Source organism: Treponema sp. SP13 (genome assembly GCF_050938355.1).
Lineage (GTDB): Bacteria > Spirochaetota > Spirochaetia > Treponematales > Treponemataceae > Treponema_D > Treponema_D socranskii.
Window position 1 is genome coordinate 65026 of the sequence record NZ_JADOVM010000003.1, and the last position, 23191, is coordinate 88216.

Sequence of the window (23191 nt, forward strand, 5' to 3'; positions counted from 1 at the left end):
AATAATTTATGCCGTATACGCTTCTACAATGTGTCCGAATTTATGCTCCGCATTGCGCGGCTTCATAATCTGCATAAAGTCCGCGATCGGCATTTCGATGTCGTCGCCGTTTGTGTTTGCGTATTTCGTACGATAATCGCCCCACGGATCATCGATGATAAAAGAGGCGAGCTTTCCGCCGGCATCTTTTTTGTAGCCGACGACCGAAACGACGTGTCCCAGTACGCGCCCGTTTTGTGTTGCAAACAATCCCGATGCGACAGCTGCACCGCCCGCATCGAGCGCCGCCGTAAAGTCCCCAAGGCGTCGATTTTCGCCGAAGATAACAGCCGTCTCGTACGGGGCAAGCAGTTTACACTTTCGAAGCAGCATATTCGCACCCATTGCAAGCAGAGAATGCCACTCGTTCGGTGCATAACGAGAAGGCGGATCGATACGGTGCCATTCCCGATCGATTATCGGGTCGGCAAGAATAAAGTGCATGAGCGCATCTTCCGGCTGTTTATATTTTTCATCCGAAAACTTTTCGACAGGCCAGCCCGCCGCCGAAAGCGCCGAGACCATCGCCGTTACATTGCACGCGCCCTCCGGTTTTAAGACGTTGTTGCGCTGGGAGTAGTACGGTTTTCCGAGAGAATTATTATTTTTCATCGTTGCCTCCGGTTATCAAGTGTAACAAGAGAAAACAATGAAACGGCAAAGCTGGAGATGAGTGTATGAAAATAAAAAAGCCCCTGCAAAACAGGGGTAAATAGCTTGAGAACGATAAATTATTAATTAAAGTTTTATAATCATATAGGCAAGATTTTTTAATATCCAAATAACACGGATAATTCTTGCAATTAATAGAATGAGATTAAACATAATTACCCAAAAAAGTAATTCATTGCTTATAAAGAATGTTACGAATGAAATAAGCGCTAATATTCCGGAACAGATAACGGCATGAAAAAAAACAGAGAACATAGTTTCAGCGTGTTTTGTTTCTTTGAAGAATTCAAGTTTTTTATTCTCAAGAAAGGCGAATAAAATACTTATGCTTGTCAGGAGGAAGCCAAAGATAGTAATTGCCGTATTAAATATCGCTGTATAAATATCCTTTAATCTATTAGTTAATGTCAGAAGGGAAAAAATATTTAGGTTAAAATATTTAGTGAGAAACAACCAAACCAATAAAATTATGACGCAAACAATAAAATCAAATAAGAGAAAATATTTTTTTATAATTTCCTTGATCCTGTTCATATTTTTATTCCGTCTAAAATTACCTTTCGCTTCATTATATAGCTATTGATAATTTCGTAAAGTTTCTGGGAGTCAACAAACCGAGAATCTTCTGTCAATGTTGGCACGCTTGCCTTGTCATGTAAAAATAAATCGAGAAGTTCTATATCTTCATTTTCTCCCTGTGCATTCTTGTAGGTAATCTTAAATGATTCAATAAGACTTGCATTATGACTGCCTATAAAACCCGCAATGTTATTATAGTTTGCAAAATCAATCGGTTCCTTTCTACCTCGCTTTCTCGAAAAGCCTATCGTGATATAGTCGCAGTTCGAAACCTTCCTTGCGGAAGAAAATACATCTGCAAGATTCTTGTCAAGATCGAGCATCGAACAGGAGTTATGTGCCTTTATTGTGAATTTTGTAGGTTCTTGTATTTCTTTTAGTACCTTATTAATATCTTTATCGTTTATCGGTTCAATAGCAAAAAAATCTACAACCTCCGGAAACTTTATCAAAATATATTCTTGCAAACGATTGATTCGTGGCGCCCTAATATTATATTCGTATCCAATAATCGGGATGTTATTCTTATTGTTGATTATTACAAAATGAGTTGCATCGAATAGTCCGCTGCCTCGTCGTAGATTAAGTTTATCCAGTTTTCCTTTTGTTTCAATCATCGGCAATTCTTTCATCCGAGAATCACCTATCATGCCCCTTATGGGCATAGAAGGCCTGTTCAATAATACTTCAAGCCGAACTCCATCAGACATCGCAAGATATCGATCATCGTTTGAAAAACTCAGTTTATCGATCTCAGTAAAAACAGTAGAGATATCTACAGGGGTATTTTTATACCGTGCATTTAGAACGCCATATCGAATTGTTCGGCGAACCGACGGATCATGAGTACTTGGCAATTTGACTATCTCCTTACATAGTTTAAAGATATTATACTTTTTATTTTGCGGCGCTTATCGCGCCGCCGATGATGACAGCTAAAAGCGTTTCCGACATTTTTTATTGATTTTTATTTCTTACCGCCGCGGCTCTGCCGGTAATGATATCGCCAAGCCTATATACGGATTAAGCTCAAACTGCGTCAGTTTACCAGTCAGTGATTGGGTAGATATTGCGGTTTTCATTGTTCCGAATGTGGCAAAATTATATAGACCTATTAAACCGCCGGTAATGCCGATTTTATCGTTAATGCGAAACAAACCATTTAGATTAAAACCCATACCCATACTGACGCCGTACATCGATGCAGTGTTATTTTTATCATTAACAATATAGATCGTACCAGCAATTATCGGCCCTGCGCCGACGTAAAAACGATCCGTATGCAAAAAATAATACAAAACGCCGAAAGACATTTCGTCATTCATCCAAACTTTATAATCGCTGCTTGTAAGCGTATATGTCGTACCGCCGATTTTTGAGTGGATAGTTTGCGGAAAGTTGAGCGATAGATTGAAAATAAAACCGACGTTCGACTTTGTAATATATGCAGTATTGAAATTCAAGCCTATTGCCGTGTAATCGGAATCGCCATTGTCTGCAAATTCCCACAAGACCGGAAAATCCGCTCCGATCCCCAAATACGAAATAGGTTTCTTTTCCTGCGCAAACAAAAAGCTCCCGAAAAGAACAACACAAATAAGCATAATACTTTTCTTCATTACATTACTCCTTCCCTTTATTTTACTACCGCTCCGCGTTTCCTGCAACAAATATTTTCCACGTCATCGCCACATGAGCCGGTTTTCCTGTATCCACGCAAACACCCGCCCGAAAATATGGAATGTATCCGCCGTTTCGGGTTTATCGGCATCCAGCGTTTTCAAAAGCTCCGCGTCCCGCAGTTCTTTCGTATGTACCGAATATATCGATATCTTGCGCCCGATCGAATCGAATTTCAGCAGTTTGCAGTAGACATTTCCTTCCAGTGCAAACACGTAAAGATCATCCCTCAACATATCCGTTTCTTTTGCGTCGAAAAGGATAATATCGCCGTCGTTTATACCCGCTCCGACCATACTCGTGCCCCGTACGCGAAACGCATATATTTTTGCGTTCTTTGCCGACGGTATAAGCGCAAGCGGCTCGATATAGTCTTCGACCGCATCGACGTCTTCCCACGATTGCCCGCGCCCGCACGAAACCGTCTGCCGCAAAAGCGGAATTTTCGCGTGTACAGGCGCGACTGCCGTTCCTGTAGATAAAAACATTTCGCCTTCGCCGGAATAAATCCAACTTGGCGATATACGGAGTATTTCATATAAAGCGGTAATAATTTTACTTGGATTTTTATTTTTCCCATTCTCGATATCGCCTATATAGCCATTCGAAAGCCCAAGTCTTTCTTCTAATTGCTTATTATTTACGTTCAGTTCTCTTTTTATGTCATTGATACGTTCTTCTAAATACATGGATACATCCTATTTTTATAAAAATTTATTCGGATATATCTTGACAAAAACTCGGATATATCCTATTATCTATATAGGCTAATAAGTTAGCTTTTGACTGTTTAGTTTTGACACTGTAAGGCTAACAAATTAGCTTGTAAAAATTATCGGTTACAGGAGGAAAAAAGATGAATGAGGCATATCCGGATAAAGCTTATGAAGCGGCCGTTCTCGCGGTAAACGAGTTTGCTGCTCGGACGTACGGCTGTCGTCCGACCGATGTCATATTCTATGAAAATATCGGCACGGACGGCCGCCCGCTTGCAGTCGACCGCCCGTGGGAAATTCGGAACGTCGGGCTCTTTATCGGCGGCAAATATGGCGGCGGTATCGAAATTACGGGGCAGGATCCGGCGCTTTTCCTTTCGGACATGGCGAAAATGATTGCCGAACAGGGGAGTTCTGTATGACTGAAAAACAGCTTGCCGCAATTATCGCTCGCGGCAAAAAACGGCGGGAAAAAGAACGGGTGTTCTCTATGAATATTACCCGCGAGCAGGGGTTGTATATCAAATACCGATTGCGGCTTAAAGGGAAGAGTTTGGTTGCTATAGCGTGGCAGCTTAATTGCAGCTGCTCGACAGTAACTCAAGTGCTTGCGGGGCAAAAACATTCAAAGCGTATTGAAAAAGTGATCGCGGACATTCTCGGCTATAAAAGCTGGAATTCACTTGTAACGAACTTGCGTGCCAAAGGCGCCGCATGAGGAGGAATTATGGAAGTAAAGAAAAAGTACGGCGGGAAGATCACCTCGCCGCACACCATGCAACAACGTGCCATACATAACATGGTGCGCTTCCGCTACGATGCACCGCTGTATGCGTTCTGGCGGAACGTTTACCGGTGTGCGGCAATGGCGATCGAATCGCAGGAGGGACGGCATGTCGCGGGTATGGCTTAACGGACGAAAACCGCCGTATATGGACAGCCCCGCGCACGACATGAACGCGGATAAAGCGCTGTACGCGGTTAAAAATATGACGCGGGACGGATTGCAGCTTAGTGCGGCGGGCTGCCTGCTTTTACTGCATCGGCTCGGCTTCACCCCCGCCGATATGACCGCGGCGATTGAGGACATAATCGACGGAAATAAAAACGACGGAAAAACAATCCGGCTCGTTTCTTTGCGCGGCAATGATACGGGCGGCGATGCTGCCTGAAAAATAATAGGAGGTTTTCTATGAAAATCAAAAACTTAAAAGATGTCGAAGCGACAATCAAAGTGATTGCGCAGCTCGACGCCGAAATCAGCACGATCAATAACGATGCGGTAAAGGCGATCAATGAGGTAAAGGCGAAGGCCGAAAGCGCATCCGCAGGTCTTACGGAACAGCGGGAAAAATTGCTTGAAAATCTGAAATGCTACTCGGACGAACACAGATCTGAATTGTATGACGAAGGCAAAAAAAGCCGCGATTTCATTAACGGAACGATCGGCTATCGTCAGAGTCCCGCAAAAGTTGAAGTCAAACCCGACACCGCGGATTTGCTCATTGCGGCGGGTTTTGCGAATTGCGTAAAGATAGAAAAAACGCCGGTGAAAGCTGCTTTGAAAAATTTCGACGCTGCCCAGCAGAAGAAATTCCATATCAGCTTAACGCCCGGCAAAGAAACATTCTACTGCACGGCGGCTGAAAGGGCAATTCCCGAAAACGCAGCATAACGTCTGTCGGCCGGTACACCCCGGATGTCGGTATCGGCCGACACAACAATTAACAAGGAGATAAACAATGGCAAATAAAATCGCGCCGGAAAAGACACCGGCAGCACAAGCGTTTCCGTTCGAGCGCGAAGTCGAGCAATGGAAATACAAAGCCGCAGTAAGCGCGGCAAAACCGTTCGTAAAAAATTATCAAAAAAGCGCGGCGGAGCTTTCGAAGATTTTATTCATCGCGCATACGGCACTTGCGCGACTCGGCGGCGACCGCAAAAGTGAAAATGCGAACACCTATTCGTTTTCGTCTTTTTGCGATGACATCGGCATGAGCCGTGCGACGGCAATGCTGTACATGCGCTTATATGATCCGAAAGACGATCGCGTTCGCACGCCGGAAGAACTGCTCGCACAAAAACGGGCGAACACGCCGAAACTGATGAGCGCGTCGGAAACACGTATTGCCCACGCTATGGAAACGGGAGATCGTCCTGCCGGATGGACGGAAGCGGACGAACGGGAATTCCGAAAGCGTTCCGAAAATCGGCGTTTCAGCGAACTTGCGGAAAAATGGGGAAAAAATCAAATCCGCTGGACACGTAAAAGCGACCGCGATTATTTTGCCGAAGCGATGGCGAATGCCAAACAGTTTACGCGATTTTCACTTGCTTCAAAAGAGCAAACGCATGCGCAATTCGAAATTTTCGAATCAGTCTCTCATTATTTCAGTTCTTTTGAAGAGCCGGGTATACGGCTTGCCGCCGCTTACAATCTCGGACTTAAAATCCGCGACATTATCAACGAACTTGCTTTAATGGAAAACGAAATGGAGTCGTTCGATTGCGGGGAAAAAGAAGCATGAATATGAATGTCAGCGATGTGTTTTTTCCGATACAACCGGATAAAAAACACCCGCTCCGATGCGCCGTCTACGACCGCTATATGCGGCGCGATCCGCTCAAAAAAAAGTGTACCGTCTACCGCGAAATCGCCGAAGAATTCGGTATTTCGTCGGAAACCGTCGCGCGCTACATAAAACGTATGGAAACGGGACGCTTTACACAGCCGGAACGAAAACAAGGACGGTACATTTACGCATGGGATGACGAAGCGCTCCGCTTCTTTACGAACTTCTATCTTGCGGCAAAATCGCAAGTCGGCGATTGTACGGTGCGGAACGCATATAACGTAACGCGCGAAAAAGCGCAAGCTGAAGGATGGAAAATCGGAAGCGAACAGTCGGCGTATATCCATGCACGGAAAATATCGCCTGCGATGCTCATGCTTGCCCGCGGCGGCAGGCGTGCCCTCGACAATATGTTCTATATCTCCCGCGACCTCTCGAAATTACAGCCGTTCGAGCTCATCGTCGGCGATCAGCATCGATTCGATTTTTGGTGCTCGGTACCCGGCAGAACCACGGATACGACCGAGTACATCCGCGTCGAATGTTACCTCTGGCTCGATATGGGTACCCGTATCGTTTACGGTGTGAGCTTCGATAAACACTACAGTTCGCATACGGTTCTGCGTGCGCTCCGCGTCGGCATCAACCGATTCGGTAAATTCGGCAGTACCTATAACGATAACGGTACGTCGGAAAAATCGGATATCGCCGACGAAATTGTCGCTCGTCTGCAAAGCTACGGAGTCCGATTTCTCGATGAGGCGGATCTGTATCAGTCGGATAACGGACGATATGTCGTAGAAGATACCGACGGCGCCGTCGTCGATGTCGCCCGAAATCGCGCAGAGTGGCATGCAAAACACCGGCGTATCTTTGCGCGGGTAAAGAACGCAAAGACAAAACCGATCGAGCGATTTTTTTCGACACTCGAGCAAATATTGCTTGATATGTGTTTACCCGGTTATGTCAAAGAAGTCGGCATGAGCGCGCCGGAAGAAGAGGAGGCGCAAAAGCGGCTCGATTGGCAAAAGAAGCACGGCTACATTTTGCCCTACGATGATTTTATTAAATCCGCACTCCGCGCAATCGATACATACGAAAATCGTAAGCACACGACGCTCGGCGTATCGCCGCGCGAGTATCTCAGGCAAAAAACTGTCGCAGGCTGGAGACCGACATATATCAGTAAAAGCGATGAGAGCTATCTTTTTATGGAACGTGCCTTTGCAACGGTAAAGGGCGATCGTGTAACGCTTTTCGGCCGCGAGTATATAGGGCCGGAGCTTACCAAAGAGATGGTGCTTGAAAATCGCGGCACGCTTACCGCATACAGCCGCAAAAAAATCGAACTTCGCTACGATCCCGACAATATTGATCTCGGCGTTTTCGCAATCGAACCGGACACCAATAACGCAATCGCGCTTCGCCCCGTCGAAAAAATCGATATGTTCGACAACCGAAAAGCATCGGAACAGCTCGCGTGGAAAAAGCGGCAAATGGCGGCCGTCGTCGCGGCGTTCGAAGAAAAGACAAAAGATAAAAATATTCGAGTACTCACGGACAGCAAATACGGCGAATATAAAAAAGCCGAAGCACTTGCCGAAGCTGCCGCAGCGCAAATCGAATACAAAGTGCCGGAGAATGTCATTCCGCCTGCCGCCATAAAACCGAAAAATACTGAATCCGCTATGAGCGATGAGGAATGGAGCAAAAATGTCGCGAGCATCATCGCAAGCGAGCCGCTTGCCAAAGCGCGTACCGCGTCGGTGTTTATGACCGAGCGTGACCGCTATGAAGATATACTTACCCGTTTTACATCGGGCGATCGTCTTACAAAAGACGACGTCGATTTTAAATATCGCTATGAACAGACAATGACCGAACAGGATAAAAACTACTTCGGTGCATTATTGCGAATAAACGCAAATTAATTTTACAAGGAGAACACGATGACTTTAAAAGCACTGATTGAAAACAACGGACTCACGATGGGAAAAGCAGCCTCGCTGCTCAAAGTGGACAAATCACAAATCGTAAAAATCTGCTCGCACAACTACCCCAGCTGGGAGCAGAAAGAAAGCGAATTCATCGCAACTTTGAAACAGCTCGGCTACACCGACAGTATAGCACAAACGTTTGCGATTGACACCAACATACTCGTCGCAACGAAAAGCGTAAGCAACTTTACCGCGCTCGCAGACGATCTCTCGGATCCCGATGGTACGCTTTCCTCTTCAATCGGCATGGCGATCGGTACGGCCGAACGCGGAAAAACACACGCCGCGACATGGTACGTTCAGCAGAATGAAAACACGGCGTATGTGCTCTATGTGGACGGCAGTACGAAGGTACAGTTGCTCCGCGACATCTGCGATGCGATCGCTCACGCGCGGCCGTACAGCTTTTCGTCCTGCCTTACGACGCTCGACGAAGCGTGCAAATACACGAGACGACTCATCATTATCGACGAAGCTGACAAACTTCCCGTGCAATATCTTGAAATGCTCCGTGGCATAAACGAACGATGCAGATTGCCGTTTCTCCTCGTCGGAGAAGAAGGCCTCAAAGCAAAAACCGACCGTATACCGCGTCTTCGCTCGCGGATCAGAAAACCGATCGTCCTCTTTGAGCCTGCTCGCGCGGTCGACGTTGCTGCTTATTATCAAGCCGCCGCCGGCATCGAAATCGACAGAAAGACAGCCGAAACGCTTGCCCGCCATGCAGCCGGCGGCTTCCGTTCCATCGTCAACGATTCAATCGCACTCGCAAAAATGGCAAAGGCATCGCGCCTTACAACCGTCACCGAGAAAATGCTCGACGTACTCTGCGCCGCATAAACATAGAAAGAACATAGGAGAATTAAGGTATGAAAAAATTAACTTCAAAAGAAAAAGCGATTGTCAAAAATCTGAATAGCGCTTTGTATACGGTCCAATATTTAGAAGAATGGATCAACAACAACGATGATATTTTTTCAAATGCTGTCGGAGCGCTAACAGCGATGGGTGCAAAAGGATTTTATGATGCCGTTCAACAGCAAGTAAAAATACAAAAAAGGATTCGAGATGAATATATGGTGTGCGGTATTTGTCTTGCGCTTGCAGAGATAGCATCCGGAGCGGAAATCGTTGAAGTGCTTGAAAACGCAGGTATTACAAAAGAGTTTGCTGAGAGATGCGGCGTGGACGATTACGATATGGAACAGCTTGAAGATGAGTTTCAAGAGTTGCACGAAAAAGAACAGGAGAAGACTAATGGATAAACAATATATGGAGGATGCACAGGAACAACAGGCTCCGGTTTCAATGATTAAAAAAAATAATTATAGGATGAAATCGAATGATAATCGATCGAAACTGCTCGCAATGATCCACATGCAGAAAAAAGATCTGCATCTTGACGACGAGGCGTATCGTGCGATACTCGCCGGAGAAACCTCACACGAAAGCTGTACCGATTGCACGATGGGCGAACTGTTTACCGTATTCAATGCGCTGAATAACGTACTTTTATCACGTGGTAAAACACCGTATCGGTTTTTTCCGTCTGCGTATAAAACTACGCTTCGCGATGCTGTCGACACCCGAGCAAAAAAGATACTCGGTGTTCATGCGGCCGCCCGACTGCAAAAATTTATTCAAATGAAACTGCAAAAGCCGTCGCTCGCCGAATGTACAGACAGAGAACTCCGTCGCGTTATGGGATTCCTCTCGTCCATCGAACGCAACGAAAACAAAAAACATTCAGGAGGCAGGTAATGGCAAGGTTTGATTTGTTCCCGGATATAAATCAATATCGCGCACCGCTCACCGAAAGCGAGCGGCAGGATAAAATCGAATCTGTCGTAACGCTTGCGCGTCTCGGTGCGAAATATATGTATACCTTGCAGGAAGCGGCCGGCATCTGCCACATGAGTTACGATGAAATACAGACGGCAGTTCATCTCTACCGCCTCGATGCCGCACATATCCTGACAACAGTACGGGTGCCGTGGTGGTCGCTTGCGGAATATTTAATCGATCCGGCCGACGATATTGACAGATATTTTCAGCAGTGGCTCGATTCGCTTCCGCATAAGAGCCGCAAACAGACCGATCTGCAGCTCAAAAAAGCAGGGTGATAACAGGAGGACTGAAATGAATAACAGAATAAAATTACTGCACGGCGATTGCATCGAGCTTTTACCGAAGATACCGGACGCAAGTGTAGACGCAATTATAACCGATCCGCCGTATGGAACAACAAAATGCGATTGGGATATACCGATTCCTTTTGACTTAATGTGGAAACAGTATACACGTATTTTGAAACAAAGCGGAGTTATTATTATTTTTGGAAGCGAACCTTTTACCAGCGAATTGATTTGTAGCAATAAAAAAATGTTGCGTGAAAAATTAACATGGCAAAAACACAGACCAAGCAGTATAGGAAATGCGAAACGGATGCATCTTAAATATAGCGAAGACATCATTGTTTTTTCATACGGAAAAAACATATACACTCCGCAAATGCAGCCGAGAATATCAGACCGCGTGCGTCAAGCACAAAGAGGGAAAAGTAAACAATGGAGAACAATCGGAAATAATTCTCGTGAAGTGTGTTTTGCGACGCAATACGAACCGCGTGATTGGTATAGCTTTGATGCAGATTATAAATACCCAAGTAACATTCTTACTTTTCCGGCAGTCGTAAGCAATTCCCACGAGAAGGTAAATCACCCGACGCAAAAACCGATAGCATTACTGGAATATTTAATAAAAACGTATACGAAAGAACAGCATACCGTTCTTGATAATTGTATGGGCTCCGGTACGACCGGTGTTGCATGTATCAATACCGACCGTAGGTTTATAGGCATGGAACTTGACGATAACTATTTTGCGATTGCCGAAAACCGCATTAAAACTGCGCTTGCAGAAAGCAAGCAGGATTTATTCCGTGAAGCGGCGGGGTAGATTGAAAAAATGAGTTTTCTAATACGGCTAAAATAAAAATGACTATTAAGGATATACGAAAGCAAGAATATAAAAGGAATAAAAAATGAATACAGATACTATGCCGACACAACAAAAGATTGCCGAACTCACGGAAGCGATACGAGACTTGCTGCTGTATAAGAATCGAAGATATGGAGATTCAGCACTCAATCCGAAAAAGATTTTTTATAAAGGCGATGCTCGAAATTCGATCCTGATTAGGCTTGACGATAAACTTGGCCGCATTATGACTAACACGGACAATACACCGCGTATTAATGATGTTGCAGATATTATCGGCTACTGTACTCTGCTGCTCATCAGCATGGGCGTAACGCAAACGGACATCAAGGCACTCATGGATTAAGAAAACGAAAAGGAGAACCGATATGAAACCCATTTTATTTAATATCGAAATGGTAAGGGCAATTGTTACAGGTACAAAGACACAAACAAGACGTATCGCAAAGAATGATAAACTTCCATTTCACTCCGGCGATACGCTATATGTTCGTGAAACATGGGCACCTGTCTGCGATGGATCGTATCTTTATCGCGCCGATTCCATCTATGACAACTGCACGGAATCGGATTTTAATTTCGATTGGCATCCGGCTATTTTTATGCCGAAAATAGCAGCACGCATATTTTTAGAAGTGGATGCGATACATAAGGAAAAATTACAGGATATAACTGAAGCAGACGCGAAAGCGGAAGGTGCCGAACCGTACAATCTTTTCGATCTCAAGCAGATGCCTTTATCGCTGGCCGCACGTTTTCCAAACGGAGACTTGCGTATAAAGAAAAGTTACCGTGTCGGATTTTTTAAGACGTGGCAAAGTATAAAAGATAAAAAAGATTGTGATTGGAACAGCAATCCCGATGTATGGGTTATTAAATTTTACGTAATCAAAATACAGGGATAATGAAAAGTAAATGGAAAACGAGCAGCAGATTAATGACGTAAATTTTGATTATTTTCCTCGTATACCGGCACTTATGTCACCGGCAGAAATTGCCGTTGCACTGGGAGTTTCAGCTGCCTCGGTTTCACGATTGCTCGCCTCTGGGCGATTTATTCCCATAAAAATCACAGGAGAAGATCCTGTTTATCTTCGCTCCGATGTTATAAAATACATACAGCAAAATTACTTGGCAAATGACATTATATTACCCGATTATCCGCAAGAAAAAGAACAAAATAAACCCGAATAGCCCCAAAATACCCCGAAAAAGACCACAAAAAACATCAGTTTTTACTATAATAAATTGTCAATTTTTTTTGGAATTGATAGCAGTTGTACGGATCGGCACACTTCGTTTATCCGTTTTTGCAAGCGGCTGCAATCGCCGCATAGTCGCCGATGGCGTTTTCGAGTGCGGCGGGTACGATGCGGCAGCTTTTTCGCGGAACTTCGAGCGCTTCTCTTTCTACGGCGAGCTCCATCGAAGGGCGCAAAAGATTTTCCGAGCGCGCAAATATGCTTCCGATGACGATGCATTCGGGATTTAATAAATCGATTAAAAGCGCGAGTCCGCGTCCGAGGTATTCCCCGGAGCGCGCGTAGATGCGCCGTGCGAGCTTGTCTCCCGAATCGGCAGCTTCTGCGATCGTTTTTGCCGTGAGTGTTTCGTCCGGCACGGCGAGCAGTACCGATCGTTCGCCCGATTTTTTTGCATCCGACACCATCGATCGACCGAGACGCGCGATGCCGCCTCCGGAACAAAATCCTTCAAACGATCCGAACTTTCCGTAACCGAGCGGGCCGTTTTCGGCGAGCCTGATATGCCCTGCTTCTCCTGCGAGTCCGTTCGCACCTTCGTAGAGCCGGCCGTCGAGGATGAGCCCTGCTCCGAGTCCCGTTCCGAAGGTCAAAAATATGAGGTTGCGCGTACCTTTTCCCGCACCGAATTTCCACTCGGCGACGGTACACGCGTTTGCATCGTTTTGCAAAAATGCGGGAATGGAAAGCCGTTCGGAAATATACTCCGTGACGGGAACCGCATCCCAACCGGGAAGATTCGGCGGTGACATGACAAGCCCCGCCTTTTCGTCGAGCGGGCCGCCGCAGCTGATACCTGCCGCCGCCGGATGCAGCGAATATTCGGCGATGATGCTTTTTGCCGCAGCGATAAGCGCGTCGAGCGTTTTTTGCCACGGCACACGTTCGGTCGCGATCTGCTTCCGTGCGACAATCGTACACGCATCGTTCGCCCAGTCAGCACGTGCGGCGACGACCGCGCATTTCGTTCCGCCGATATCGAATCCGATGTAATCGTTCATAGGTAGAATATAGCGTAAAAAGAAAAATCGTTATATACCGGCCGATATGGCCGCACGAATTTCGCATTTCAAAAAATCCGACGGAGAGCATTTTTTTTCTCGACATTTAACCGAATACTTTGTACAATACATTCGCAAAAGTTTTTATGGAGGTTATATGAAAAAGCTATCGGTATGGGTTCTTGCGCTCTGTGCCGCCGTGCTGTGTTTTTCGGCGTGCGGTAAAAAAAGCGCTTCAGGTGCCGAGTTTACTATCAGCAACGGTGCCGAACCGCAGTCGATCGACCCGACGCAGATCGAAGGCGTGCCCGAACATCGTATTTATTTGGCGCTGTTCGAAGGGCTTGTCGGCTACGACGTTAAAACATGCGAAGCCGTTCCGGGCGTTGCGGAAAGCTGGGAGCGCAGTGCGGACAACACCGTTGTGACGTTCCATCTGCGTAAAACGACGTGGAGCGACGGTACGCCGATTACGGCGAAAACCTTTGTCGATTCGTGGCTCTATTATATGTCGCCGAAAACGGCAGCCGTCTACGCGTATATGCCGGCGTTGGTTATTAAAGGTGCGAAAGAATACAACGAAGGAAAAGCGCCCGAAACTTCCGTCGGAATCCGTGCCGTCGACGATTATACGTTCGAAGTGACGCTCGTGGGACCTGTCCCCTATGCGATCGATATGATGGCGCACTATGCGTTCGCGCCGCTTCCGATGCATGCCATAGAAAAATACGGTTCCGAATGGATTAAAAAAGAAAACTTCGTCGGCAACGGTCCTTTTGTACTCGAATCGTGGGTGCCGCAGGATAAGCTTACCGTTGTACCGAACGATAAGTATTGGAACAAAGAGAATATATTTTTGTCGCGCATTACGTTTTTGCCGATCGAAGACAGCGTTACGTCGTACAACAAATATAAAAACGGCGAAATCGATTGGAACTCGTCGAGCGCCCATATTCCGCCGGATTTAATCGACGAAGTTGCGCTCCGCGACGATTACCAGTGTGCGCCGTACCTCGGTTCGTATTATGCGTTTTTCAACGTAAACAATAAAACGCTCAAAGACGTCCGCGTGCGCAAAGCGCTCATCCTCGCCCTCGATACGAAAGAACTCGTTGAAAAAGTAACGAAGGGCGGAGAAATGGCGACCGGTACCTTCGTTCCCGAAATGGCGGGTTATACGCCGCCGAAGGGATTTTCGTTCGATGCGGTCGGCGCTAAAAAATTGCTTGCGGAAGCGGGTTACCCCGACGGCAAGGGCTTTCCGGTACTCACGTATATTTTCAATACAAACGAAAAGCACAAAAAAACCGCCGAATGGGTGCAGCAGCAGTGGAAGAAAAATCTCGGCATCGACGTCGAACTGCAGAACATGGAATGGAATTCGTTCCTGACAAAGCGGCAGGCGAACGACTTTGAAATCGCGCGCGCAGGGTGGATCGGCGACTACAAAGATCCGTCGAACTTCCTCGAACTTTTGACAACAGGCAGCGGAAACAACGACGGACGCTACAACGTTCCCGAATTCGATAAGCTCGTCAGTGACGCCGCTCGTATGCCGGCGGGAGCTGCGCGCATGAAAGTGCTTGAAAAAGCGGAGTCGATTGCAATCGCACGCGATGCGGCGGTTATCCCGATGTACATCTACGTTTCGCAGTGTCTTATCGATTTGAATAAATGGGAAGGCTGGTACTCGAACGTCCTCGATATTCATTCGTATGTAGGGATAAAACCGAAAAAATAAAAGGTGTGAACGTTCTGAAATAAATTCAAAAATAAATTGCAGAAAATATAATTTTCTGGTACAATAAACGGAACGGCCTAAAACGGCTGTTCCGTTTTTTTATGCCGGAGTACTGTATATGGTAAAATTTATTATAAAACGTTTGCTGGGGCTCATTCCGACGCTTTTCGTTATCATAACTCTGAGTTTTTTTATCACTCGGCTTGCGCCGGGCGGTCCGTTTGCGAGTGAAAAAAAAGTACCTCCGGAAATTCTCGCCAATCTCGAAAAGCAATATCACATGGATGAACCGCTGTTTAAACAGTACCTGCGCTATGTCGGCAATGTCCTCCACGGCGATTTGGGGCCGTCGTTTAAAAATAAAGATTTTACGGTCAATCAGCTGATCGGTTCGAGCATGCCGAATTCGCTTGTTCTCGGCATCATCGCCCTCGCGCTTGCGATGCTGTTCGGTATTACGTTTGGACTCATTTCCGCGGTAAAACAAAACACGTGGGTCGATTACACGACGATGTCCTTTGCGAGCGTAGGACTTTCGGTGCCGCTGTTCGTCGTAGGGCCGGTCGCGGTGTTTGTTTTTGCGCTTACGCTCAAGTGGCTTCCGACGTCCGGCTGGATTACGGGGCGCTACGGCTGGAAAACCCTCATTATGCCGGCTTTTACGCTCGCGCTTCCGCGCTTTGCGTCGATCGCGCGCTTGACTCGTGCGAGCGTGCTCGAAACGCTGCGTTCCGATTACGTGCGTACCGCCCGCGCAAAGGGTTTGAAAAATTCAGTCGTCATGGTAAAGCACGTGCTCAAGGGTGCACTGCTTCCGGTCGTAAGCTATCTCGGCCCCGCGTTTGCAGGCATCGTTACCGGCTCGGTTGTCGTCGAACAAGTGTTCCTCGTGCCGGGTATCGGAAATTTTTTTGTTAAATCGGCGCTCAACCGCGATTATACGCTCATCCTCGGCACTGTCATCGTATATTCGGGAATCCTCATTCTCATGAACCTTATCGTCGATATTTTGTACGGATTCCTCGATCCGAGAATCTCTTATAAATAACGGGAATATTAAAACGCTATGATTAAAAAAGAAAAAAAAGCGACAAACGAATTTAATCAGGAGATGAAATCGGTGTCGCTGACGGCGGATGCGTGGAACCGTCTGCGGAAAAATAGAATGGCGTACGCGAGTTTTTGGATCGTTGTCGTCTATGCGCTCGTTGCGCTTTTTGCGCCGGTGCTGCCGTTTTATCCGTATGCGCAGCAGGAGTTGAATCACACGAATCTTCCGCCGTCGTTTCGCCGTGCAGGCGAAGTGGAGCTCATGGCGCGCAAAGCGTATTTTGCAAAAGTCATGGCAAAGGACAAGCGCAGCGAATACACTGCGGAAGAACAAGCGGTGATCGCTTCGATCGAAGAACGCAATAAAACCGATCCCGTGCAAAACCGCCGCTATATTTTGGGCACCGATTCGCTCGGCCGCGACATGCTGTCGCGCACGGTGTACGGCGGACGTATCTCCATGATGGTCGGCCTCATCGGCACGGTAACCGCGCTTCTCATCGGCATCGTCATCGGTTCGATTGCAGGTTATGCCGGCGGTAAAATCGATTCGTTTCTCATGCGCTTTGTGGATGTCATGTACGGATTGCCGTACATGCTCGTCGTCATCATCATGATGGCGATTGTCGGGCGAAACGTCGCTATCCTCTTTATCGCGATCGCGCTCGTATCGTGGCTCACGATCGGCCGCGTCGTGCGCGGACAGGTGATGAGTTTGAAAAATATGGAGTTCGTCCTCGCCGCCCGTTCGATGGGCGCCGGCCCGTGGTATATCATCATGCATCACCTCATTCCGAATACGGTCGGCATCATCATCGTGTATACGGCGCTGTCGCTTCCGTCTTTTATCATGAGCGAAAGTTTTTTGTCGTTTCTCGGGCTCGGTATTTCGGCACCGCTTGCGTCATGGGGTTCTCTCATCGCCGACGGCGTACAGGGTATGGCGCTCTATCCGTGGTGCCTGCTCGTGCCGGCAATCGTCATGACGGTGTTTTTGTTTGCGATGAATTTTTTGGGCGACGGCGCGCGCGACGCATTCGATCCGCAGTCGAAAAACAGGGTGTGAGGCATATATGACGGACGAAGTGATTTTACAGGTAAAAGACCTCCGCACTTATTTTTATACCGACGCCGGAGTCGTAAAAGCCGTCGACGGTTTGACTTTCGATCTGCACAAAGGTGAAACGCTCGGACTCGTCGGCGAATCCGGATCGGGAAAAAGCGTTACGAATCTTTCCATTATCAATTTGATTCAAACGCCGCCGGGAAAAATCGAAGGCGGGGAAGTGCTGTTTTACGGCGAAGATTTGTTAAAGATGAGCGATGCGCGCCTGAGGGAAATACGCGGCGACAGAATCGCGATGATCTTTCAGGATCCGATGTCATCTCTCAATCCGTACCTTCGGATTTCAACGCAGATGATCGAAACGATATGTCTGCATCAGGGGCTTAACAAAAAAGCCGCAAAAGAAAAAGCAATCGAAATGCTGAAGCTCACCGGCATTCCCGCAGCGGAAAAACGCATCGACGGATACCCGCATCAATTTTCCGGCGGTATGCGCCAGCGCGTCATGATCGCGATGGGGCTTTCATGCAATCCCGACATACTCATTGCCGATGAGCCGACGAGCGCGCTCGACGTGACGATTCAGGCGCAGATACTCGATTTGATGCAGGATTTGACGCACCGGCTCGGAACGGCCGTCATTTTAATAACGCATTCGCTCGGCGTCGTTGCCGGCGTGTGCGATACGATCGTCGTCATGTATGCAGGACGTATCGTCGAACGCGGTACGACCGAAGATATCTTTTACGATACGAAGCATCCGTATACGCAGGGGCTTATCAAATCGGTGCCGCGCCTCGACCGCGACGATGAAAGCCGGCTCTTTTCAATAGACGGGCAGCCGCCGAACGTCGTCGATTTACCCGACTGTTGTCCGTTTTATCCGCGCTGCCATAAGGCACTGCCCGTGTGCAAAAACCGCTATCCGCCGGTTGTGCAGTTTTCCGGCACGCACCACGCGGCGTGTTGGCTCTATGCGCAAAAAGACGGCGGAACACTCACCGCAGAGGACACGACAAAATGAGCGACAACATCCTTGAAGTGCATGATTTGAAAATGCATTTTTCCGACGGAAACGAAGGCCTTTTCGGCGGCAAAAAAAAATATATCTATGCGATCGACGGCATCAGTTTTGACATAGCGAAGGGCGAAACGCTCGGACTTGTCGGCGAATCGGGCTGCGGTAAATCGACCGTCGTGCGGACGGTCGCGCATCTGTACAAGCCGACTGCGGGAAAAGTAATGCTCGACGGAAAAGATTTGACGAAGATGAAGCGCTCCGAAATGGTCGCCGTCCGCCGCGATATGCAGCTCGTGTTTCAGGATCCGTATTCATCGCTCGACCCGCGCATGACGACGTCGGAAATCATCGCCGAACCGATGCGCATTTATAAAAAGTACGGTTTGCTCGACGTATCGGAAGCCGACATTACGTCCCGTGTCGAACACCTCATGGAACTCGTCGGACTTTCGAAATTTTTCAAAAACAGATTTCCACACGAATTTTCCGGCGGTCAGCGGCAGCGCATCGGTATCGCGCGTGCGCTTGCGCTGAAACCTCGCCTCATACTCGCCGACGAACCCGTTTCCGCCCTCGACGTTTCGATCCAGGCGCAAGTGCTGAATCTTTTTAAAGACATTCAAAAAGAGATGGAGCTGTCGTATCTGTTTATCGCGCACGATTTGGCGGTTATCAAATACATTTCCGATAGAATCGCCGTCATGTATCTCGGAAAAATCGTTGAAACGGGCGGCTATAAAGATCTCTACGCGAATCCGCTCCATCCGTATACAAAAGCGCTGCTTTCCGCCGTTCCGATCCCCGATCCGAAAGTCGAGCGTCGGCGCCAGCGCATCATATTGAAAGGCGACGTACCTTCTCCCGACACACAGCGTCCGGGCTGTTATTTTTACGACCGCTGTCCGAACCGCATGGAAAAATGCAAACAGTGCCAGCCTAAGTTCGTAAAACCCGCACAAGCGGCTGCCGATCACAGCGTCGCGTGTTTTTTGTACGAGTGAAAAGGCGACGTCTGTTCCGTTTTTGCCGAAAGCGATGTCCGTCCGTGTTTAAAAAACTGACGGAAAACGCCGCCGTTTTTTACGACGATGTGCACCGTTGCGCTTTACAATACGATTGATAGTTTTTAATGATTAATAATTTTTCGGAAGACTGCAATGAGTGTAGCGATTACGGTACGGAATGCGCTGAAAAAGTTTGAAGACGGCAGCGTCGTTATCCCCGACCTTTCGATCAAGGTTCACAACGAAGAATTGTTTACGCTGCTCGGGCCGTCAGGCTGCGGCAAAACGACGCTTTTGCGGATGATCGCCGGTTTCAACAGCATTGAAGGCGGCAAAATTTATTTTGACGATCGGGAGATAAACGATATCGATCCCGGCAAGCGCGGGTCCTCGCCCTGCATGGGCAAAGAGCGCCGACGAAGTCACCGGTGTCGTAACGATCTATACGACCTTTGAAGAAACGCAGCAACAGATTATTCTCGATCTCTGGAACAAACTCTATCCGAAGTGCAAAGTTGAGATTGTAGCCGATCCCGTCGGTACGCTTGTAACGAAGATACGCGCGGATACGTCGAGCAAGGCCGACTGCATTGTCGGCGGTATGTTCGCCGCGGATGGAACAAAGTATCACGATGTGCTTCAGCCGTATACATCGACCGTCGAAAACGAACAGCTCTTTCACGACAAGTCAGGCTATTATACATATTGGGACATTCAGCTCATGTGTCTCGTCGTGAATCCGAAAATCTTGAAGAAATTGGGTGTTACGGTAAAAGGTTATCAGGATTGTCTCAATCCGAAGCTCAAGGGTAAAATCATCCTGGCAGACCCCGCGGCGGCCTCATCCGGCTGGCGGCAGCTTCAGACCATGCTCGCATGTATGGGAGATACCTTTGACGACGCGAAAGGCCGGGCCTATGTCGAAAAGATTATGGGGCAAAGCTTTAAAACCAATTCTTCAAAAGACGTGTTCAATCTTGTAAACGAAGGCGAATATGCGGTCGGTCTCTCGTATGAATCGACGCCGGCAGGTATCATTTCTCTCGGCGGCGCGGTTATGGAAATCGTCTATCCCGTCTCCGAACCTTTGTTACTGCGTTTTTGCGAATGTATGCCGGCATCAAAGGATAATGCGACCGTGCCCGGCTGTGTGATATGCCGGGTCTGTCGATTGACACGAGTTCGCTTCGCCGCTACCATTCGTTCATGATGCACGAAAAACTGCCGCACGGGAAACTTGCCGTCAAACTCATCGCACTCGATTTGGACGATACGCTTTTAAACCGCGATTTGACGATTTTGCCGCGTACGGTTTCCGCGCTGCGCGCCGCCGCTGCACGGGGTATCTTTGTTGTCATCTGTTCCGGCCGCGCGGAAAGCGGCATCCTTCCGTTTGTCAGGCGGCTCGATATCGCGGGTTTGCAAACCGGCAGATACGTCATCGCGCTCAACGGAGCGGTCGTATTCGATTTGCATACGCGCGAGCCGCTCTTTTCAAAAAAGCTTGACGGCAACGTACTCTTGGAAATATTTCGCGAAGCGGAAAAACGCGGACTTTGTGCGCAAGTGTACAGTGCTTCTACGATCTATGCTTCCGTCGATACAAAATGGTCGCACCTCGATTCGGACATTTCGGGGCTTCCGCTGAAAGTCGTCGACGATTTTCCGTCGTTTTTGAAGCGCGGATATGCAAAGATGCTGATTTCCGCGGATCCGAAAGACATCGATGACTTTATTCCCTTCCTGCGCGAAAAATTTCGCGGCAAAGCCGACTTCTTTATCAGTAAGCCGTTTTTTCTCGAAGTGATGCCGCCGGACTGCGGCAAGGGCGAAGCGGTGCTCTACCTTGCGCAAAAGCTCGGCATAGCGCGAAGCGAAACGATGGCGTTCGGAGACAGCATGAATGACGAATCGATGCTTCGCATGACGGCGCACGGAGTCGCGATGTTGAACGGTCTTCCGCAGATTCGGGAAGCGGCCGCGTACGTGACGCGCAAAAGCAACGATGAAGACGGCATTGCCGATTTTCTCGAAGCCTTTGTATTGTAGCAGGTTTCTCCGTGATCGCTGTAGCTCGGCGAAAATCGACAAACACGCCGCAGAGTTCCGGAATAATTAACCGCTCCGCGCGAATAAATCGAAGCGGGTATCTAAAAGCCGAGCTGTTATCCTTTGCTCGAAACGTGCTATACTTTCCGTATGCTCGATTATATTTTGATCGGATGTGCGGCGCTTATTATTATCTTTGCGCTGCGGTATTTTATTAAATTGACGGAACGCGATAAGCGTAAAACGGCCGGTACGCGGCAAAAGATGTATTCGTTTGCGAATTGTCCGCTTTGCGCTTCGCCGTTATACAAAGAAGATTTGTATTCGCGCGTGTTCCGGCCGATGACGGTAAGCGATCAGCGCTGCATCATCCTCGGCTGTCCGCACTGTTATCCGAAACCCGAGCCGGGTGTAAAACGGGTATGTCCCGTATGTCATAAAGAAGTTCCGCCGGAAGGACACCTCGTCGCACGACTTTTTAATAAAACGAAGGACGGTAAAAAGCACGTCATCGTTACCGGCTGTTCGGTGTGCTGCAAATACGAACCCGTATGAGAGCGTGCAGGGCGATCCGGCGCGTTCCGTGTGTGCGAGATTTTATTTTCCTTGACAGCGTTTAAAGTCGGGGTTTATAATTATATATTACTTTATCGCGGAGGAAACTATGAAACTCGGGCAAGTCAAAATCCTTGATACCATTAACAAAATCCCCGGCGGATTGATGGTCGTTCCGTTGATTCTCGGAGTGACCGTTAACACGCTCTTTCCGGATTTTTTGAAGATCGGAAGCTTTACGACGGCGCTTTTCAAAAACGGCGGTAACTGTCTTATTGCAGTGCTGTTCCTTTGTTCGGGTGCGCAAATTCAATTCCGCAGTGCGGGACAGGCACTGTATAAAGGCGTCGTCATCAATACGAGCAAAGTGTTGTTCGGCGTATCGATCGGCGTTATCCTCGCGCGGATCGGCGGCCCCGGCGCTGTTGTGCTCGGCATGACGCCGCTCGGCCTTATCGGCTGTATGTCGAATTCGAACGGAGGTTTATACACTGCACTCGCTACGAAATACGGCGACAAAACCGATGTCGGCGCCATCGCCGTCATCTCTTCAAACGACGGTCCGTTTTATGAAATGCTTTTTATGGGACTCGGCGGCGTCGCAACGATTCCTGCGAAGGCTTTGTTCGCATGTATTTTCCCGATTATCGTCGGCATGATACTCGGAAACCTCGACGATAAAATGCGCGATTTTTTAAAGCCCGGTATGCTCATATCGATTTTCCTCTTCGCTTTTCCGCTCGGCGCCGGTATGAGTTTTAAAACCTTTATCACGGCCGGCATCCCGGGTATCCTTATCGGTCTGCTTACCGTCTTGTGGACGGGTATTCCGACGTATTTTATCTACAAATTGCTTATTCGCAAAAAGAACCGCCGAAGCTGCGCGGTAGGAGCCGCGGTCGGTACGGCGGCGGGAAATTCCGTCGGAACACCTGCCGCCATCGCCGCCGTCGATCCGACATGGGAACCCTATGCCGCCGCGGCTACGGCACAATGCGCCGCTGCGGTTATCGTCACGGCTATCGTTACGCCGCTCGTCGTCAACGCGCTGTATAAGTACGAAGAAAAACACGGTCTTATCAATTACGATGTGCCGCTCGCTTCCGAAGATGCGGCGCTTGAAAAAGAAGTAAAGCGCGAGCCGAAAATTTAAATAATGAAAGCCGTCACCGTGCGGCTTTTGTTT

Annotated in this window: 30 protein-coding genes and 1 pseudogene; 25 read left to right on the forward strand and 6 right to left on the reverse strand. The window is 48.0% G+C overall.

The features are described from left to right. Positions 1-6: 6 nt before the first annotated feature. The 5 genes and pseudogenes from IZU26_RS06525 to IZU26_RS06545 form a co-directional block, all read right to left on the reverse strand. Positions 7-651: a hypothetical protein gene (locus tag IZU26_RS06525; protein WP_433277700.1), complete on the reverse strand. Its 645-nt coding sequence runs from the start codon at positions 649-651 to the stop codon at positions 7-9. A 590-nt stretch (positions 652-1241) separates the two neighbouring features. Further along, entirely contained in the window at positions 1242-2147 is a 906-nt protein-coding gene (locus IZU26_RS06530; RefSeq protein WP_433277701.1) for a hypothetical protein, read from the reverse strand. 117 nt (positions 2148-2264) lie between these two features. After that, the gene (locus IZU26_RS06535) at positions 2265-2909 is read right to left on the reverse strand and encodes a hypothetical protein (protein WP_433277703.1); all 645 of its coding nucleotides are present in this window, start codon (positions 2907-2909) and stop codon (positions 2265-2267) included. Positions 2910-2972: 63 nt separating this feature from the next. Continuing rightward, positions 2973-3458 carry a S24 family peptidase gene (locus tag IZU26_RS06540; protein WP_433278133.1) on the reverse strand — a complete coding sequence of 162 codons (486 nt, stop codon included), beginning with the start codon at positions 3456-3458 and terminating at the stop codon, positions 2973-2975. A gap of 12 nt (positions 3459-3470) precedes the next feature. Beyond that, positions 3471-3659, reverse strand: a pseudogene (locus IZU26_RS06545) (helix-turn-helix domain-containing protein); the annotation flags it as partial. Positions 3660-3826: 167 nt separating this feature from the next. Between IZU26_RS06545 and IZU26_RS06550 the strand changes: the two are divergent. The 15 genes from IZU26_RS06550 to IZU26_RS06620 all read left to right on the forward strand — a co-directional run bounded on the left by IZU26_RS06550 (position 3827) and on the right by IZU26_RS06620 (position 12450). After that, the gene (locus IZU26_RS06550; protein ID WP_433277705.1) at positions 3827-4108 is read left to right on the forward strand and encodes a hypothetical protein; all 282 of its coding nucleotides are present in this window, start codon (positions 3827-3829) and stop codon (positions 4106-4108) included. Beyond that, positions 4105-4404, forward strand: coding sequence for a hypothetical protein (locus IZU26_RS06555; protein WP_433277707.1), 300 nt, complete (start codon positions 4105-4107; stop codon positions 4402-4404). The genes IZU26_RS06550 and IZU26_RS06555 overlap by 4 nt, the downstream gene beginning before the upstream one ends. A 9-nt stretch (positions 4405-4413) precedes the next feature. Next, on the forward strand, positions 4414-4599 hold the full coding sequence (locus IZU26_RS06560) for a hypothetical protein (RefSeq protein ID WP_433277708.1): 186 nt from the start codon (positions 4414-4416) through the stop codon (positions 4597-4599). After that, positions 4580-4858 (forward strand): hypothetical protein, encoded by a 279-nt coding sequence (locus IZU26_RS06565; protein WP_433277710.1) that lies wholly within the window; start codon positions 4580-4582, stop codon positions 4856-4858. The genes IZU26_RS06560 and IZU26_RS06565 overlap by 20 nt, the downstream gene beginning before the upstream one ends. 20 nt (positions 4859-4878) lie before the next feature. Further along, positions 4879-5361: a host-nuclease inhibitor Gam family protein gene (locus IZU26_RS06570; protein ID WP_433277712.1), complete on the forward strand. Its 483-nt coding sequence runs from the start codon at positions 4879-4881 to the stop codon at positions 5359-5361. Between the two features lie 67 nt (positions 5362-5428). After that, the gene (locus IZU26_RS06575; protein ID WP_433277713.1) at positions 5429-6214 is read left to right on the forward strand and encodes a hypothetical protein; all 786 of its coding nucleotides are present in this window, start codon (positions 5429-5431) and stop codon (positions 6212-6214) included. Positions 6215-6216: 2 nt separating this feature from the next. Continuing rightward, positions 6217-8190 (forward strand): DNA-binding domain-containing protein, encoded by a 1974-nt coding sequence (locus IZU26_RS06580; RefSeq protein WP_433277714.1) that lies wholly within the window; start codon positions 6217-6219, stop codon positions 8188-8190. Between the two features lie 18 nt (positions 8191-8208). Further along, on the forward strand, positions 8209-9096 hold the full coding sequence (locus IZU26_RS06585; RefSeq protein ID WP_433277715.1) for an AAA family ATPase: 888 nt from the start codon (positions 8209-8211) through the stop codon (positions 9094-9096). 29 nt (positions 9097-9125) lie between these two features. Further along, positions 9126-9521 (forward strand): hypothetical protein, encoded by a 396-nt coding sequence (locus IZU26_RS06590; RefSeq protein WP_433277717.1) that lies wholly within the window; start codon positions 9126-9128, stop codon positions 9519-9521. Further along, entirely contained in the window at positions 9514-10017 is a 504-nt protein-coding gene (locus tag IZU26_RS06595; RefSeq protein WP_433277719.1) for a phage protein GemA/Gp16 family protein, read from the forward strand. Before IZU26_RS06590 ends, IZU26_RS06595 begins: the two co-directional genes overlap by 8 nt. Further along, positions 10017-10379, forward strand: a complete 363-nt coding sequence (locus tag IZU26_RS06600) for a hypothetical protein (RefSeq protein WP_433277721.1) — start codon at positions 10017-10019, stop codon at positions 10377-10379. The genes IZU26_RS06595 and IZU26_RS06600 overlap by 1 nt, the downstream gene beginning before the upstream one ends. 16 nt (positions 10380-10395) lie before the next feature. Beyond that, positions 10396-11214 (forward strand): DNA-methyltransferase, encoded by an 819-nt coding sequence (locus IZU26_RS06605; RefSeq protein ID WP_433277723.1) that lies wholly within the window; start codon positions 10396-10398, stop codon positions 11212-11214. A gap of 85 nt (positions 11215-11299) precedes the next feature. Next, on the forward strand, positions 11300-11602 hold the full coding sequence (locus tag IZU26_RS06610; protein WP_433277725.1) for a hypothetical protein: 303 nt from the start codon (positions 11300-11302) through the stop codon (positions 11600-11602). A gap of 22 nt (positions 11603-11624) precedes the next feature. After that, positions 11625-12161: a hypothetical protein gene (locus tag IZU26_RS06615; RefSeq protein ID WP_433277727.1), complete on the forward strand. Its 537-nt coding sequence runs from the start codon at positions 11625-11627 to the stop codon at positions 12159-12161. Positions 12162-12171: 10 nt separating this feature from the next. Further along, positions 12172-12450 carry a helix-turn-helix transcriptional regulator gene (locus IZU26_RS06620; RefSeq protein ID WP_433277729.1) on the forward strand — a complete coding sequence of 93 codons (279 nt, stop codon included), beginning with the start codon at positions 12172-12174 and terminating at the stop codon, positions 12448-12450. A gap of 106 nt (positions 12451-12556) precedes the next feature. On the opposite strand, the gene IZU26_RS06625 is transcribed toward IZU26_RS06620, so the two are convergent. Further along, positions 12557-13519: an ROK family protein gene (locus IZU26_RS06625; RefSeq protein ID WP_433277731.1), complete on the reverse strand. Its 963-nt coding sequence runs from the start codon at positions 13517-13519 to the stop codon at positions 12557-12559. A gap of 157 nt (positions 13520-13676) precedes the next feature. Here IZU26_RS06625 and IZU26_RS06630 point away from each other — a divergent pair, with 157 nt between their 5' ends. The 10 genes from IZU26_RS06630 to IZU26_RS06675 all read left to right on the forward strand — a co-directional run bounded on the left by IZU26_RS06630 (position 13677) and on the right by IZU26_RS06675 (position 23158). Further along, positions 13677-15260: a peptide ABC transporter substrate-binding protein gene (locus IZU26_RS06630; protein ID WP_433277733.1), complete on the forward strand. Its 1584-nt coding sequence runs from the start codon at positions 13677-13679 to the stop codon at positions 15258-15260. A 118-nt stretch (positions 15261-15378) separates the two neighbouring features. After that, entirely contained in the window at positions 15379-16308 is a 930-nt protein-coding gene (gene oppB, locus IZU26_RS06635; protein ID WP_433277735.1) for an oligopeptide ABC transporter permease OppB, read from the forward strand. A gap of 18 nt (positions 16309-16326) precedes the next feature. Continuing rightward, entirely contained in the window at positions 16327-17376 is a 1050-nt protein-coding gene (locus IZU26_RS06640) for an ABC transporter permease (protein ID WP_021329654.1), read from the forward strand. Positions 17377-17383: 7 nt separating this feature from the next. Next, positions 17384-18400: an ABC transporter ATP-binding protein gene (locus IZU26_RS06645; RefSeq protein WP_021329692.1), complete on the forward strand. Its 1017-nt coding sequence runs from the start codon at positions 17384-17386 to the stop codon at positions 18398-18400. Continuing rightward, positions 18397-19398 (forward strand): ABC transporter ATP-binding protein, encoded by a 1002-nt coding sequence (locus IZU26_RS06650; RefSeq protein ID WP_433277737.1) that lies wholly within the window; start codon positions 18397-18399, stop codon positions 19396-19398. Before IZU26_RS06645 ends, IZU26_RS06650 begins: the two co-directional genes overlap by 4 nt. A gap of 156 nt (positions 19399-19554) precedes the next feature. Continuing rightward, positions 19555-19857 carry an ATP-binding cassette domain-containing protein gene (locus IZU26_RS06655; protein ID WP_433277739.1) on the forward strand — a complete coding sequence of 101 codons (303 nt, stop codon included), beginning with the start codon at positions 19555-19557 and terminating at the stop codon, positions 19855-19857. Next, complete coding sequence (locus IZU26_RS06660) at positions 19841-20611, forward strand: extracellular solute-binding protein (protein ID WP_433278135.1); 771 nt, start codon at positions 19841-19843, stop codon at positions 20609-20611. The genes IZU26_RS06655 and IZU26_RS06660 overlap by 17 nt, the downstream gene beginning before the upstream one ends. Beyond that, positions 20608-21450, forward strand: a complete 843-nt coding sequence (locus tag IZU26_RS06665) for a Cof-type HAD-IIB family hydrolase (RefSeq protein ID WP_433277741.1) — start codon at positions 20608-20610, stop codon at positions 21448-21450. The genes IZU26_RS06660 and IZU26_RS06665 overlap by 4 nt, the downstream gene beginning before the upstream one ends. Positions 21451-21600: 150 nt before the next feature. Further along, positions 21601-22005, forward strand: coding sequence for a hypothetical protein (locus IZU26_RS06670; RefSeq protein ID WP_433277743.1), 405 nt, complete (start codon positions 21601-21603; stop codon positions 22003-22005). 109 nt (positions 22006-22114) lie between these two features. Beyond that, a complete protein-coding gene (locus tag IZU26_RS06675; RefSeq protein ID WP_433277745.1) occupies positions 22115-23158 on the forward strand; it encodes a 2-keto-3-deoxygluconate permease in 1044 nt (347 codons plus the stop codon). Positions 23159-23191: the final 33 nt, after the last annotated feature.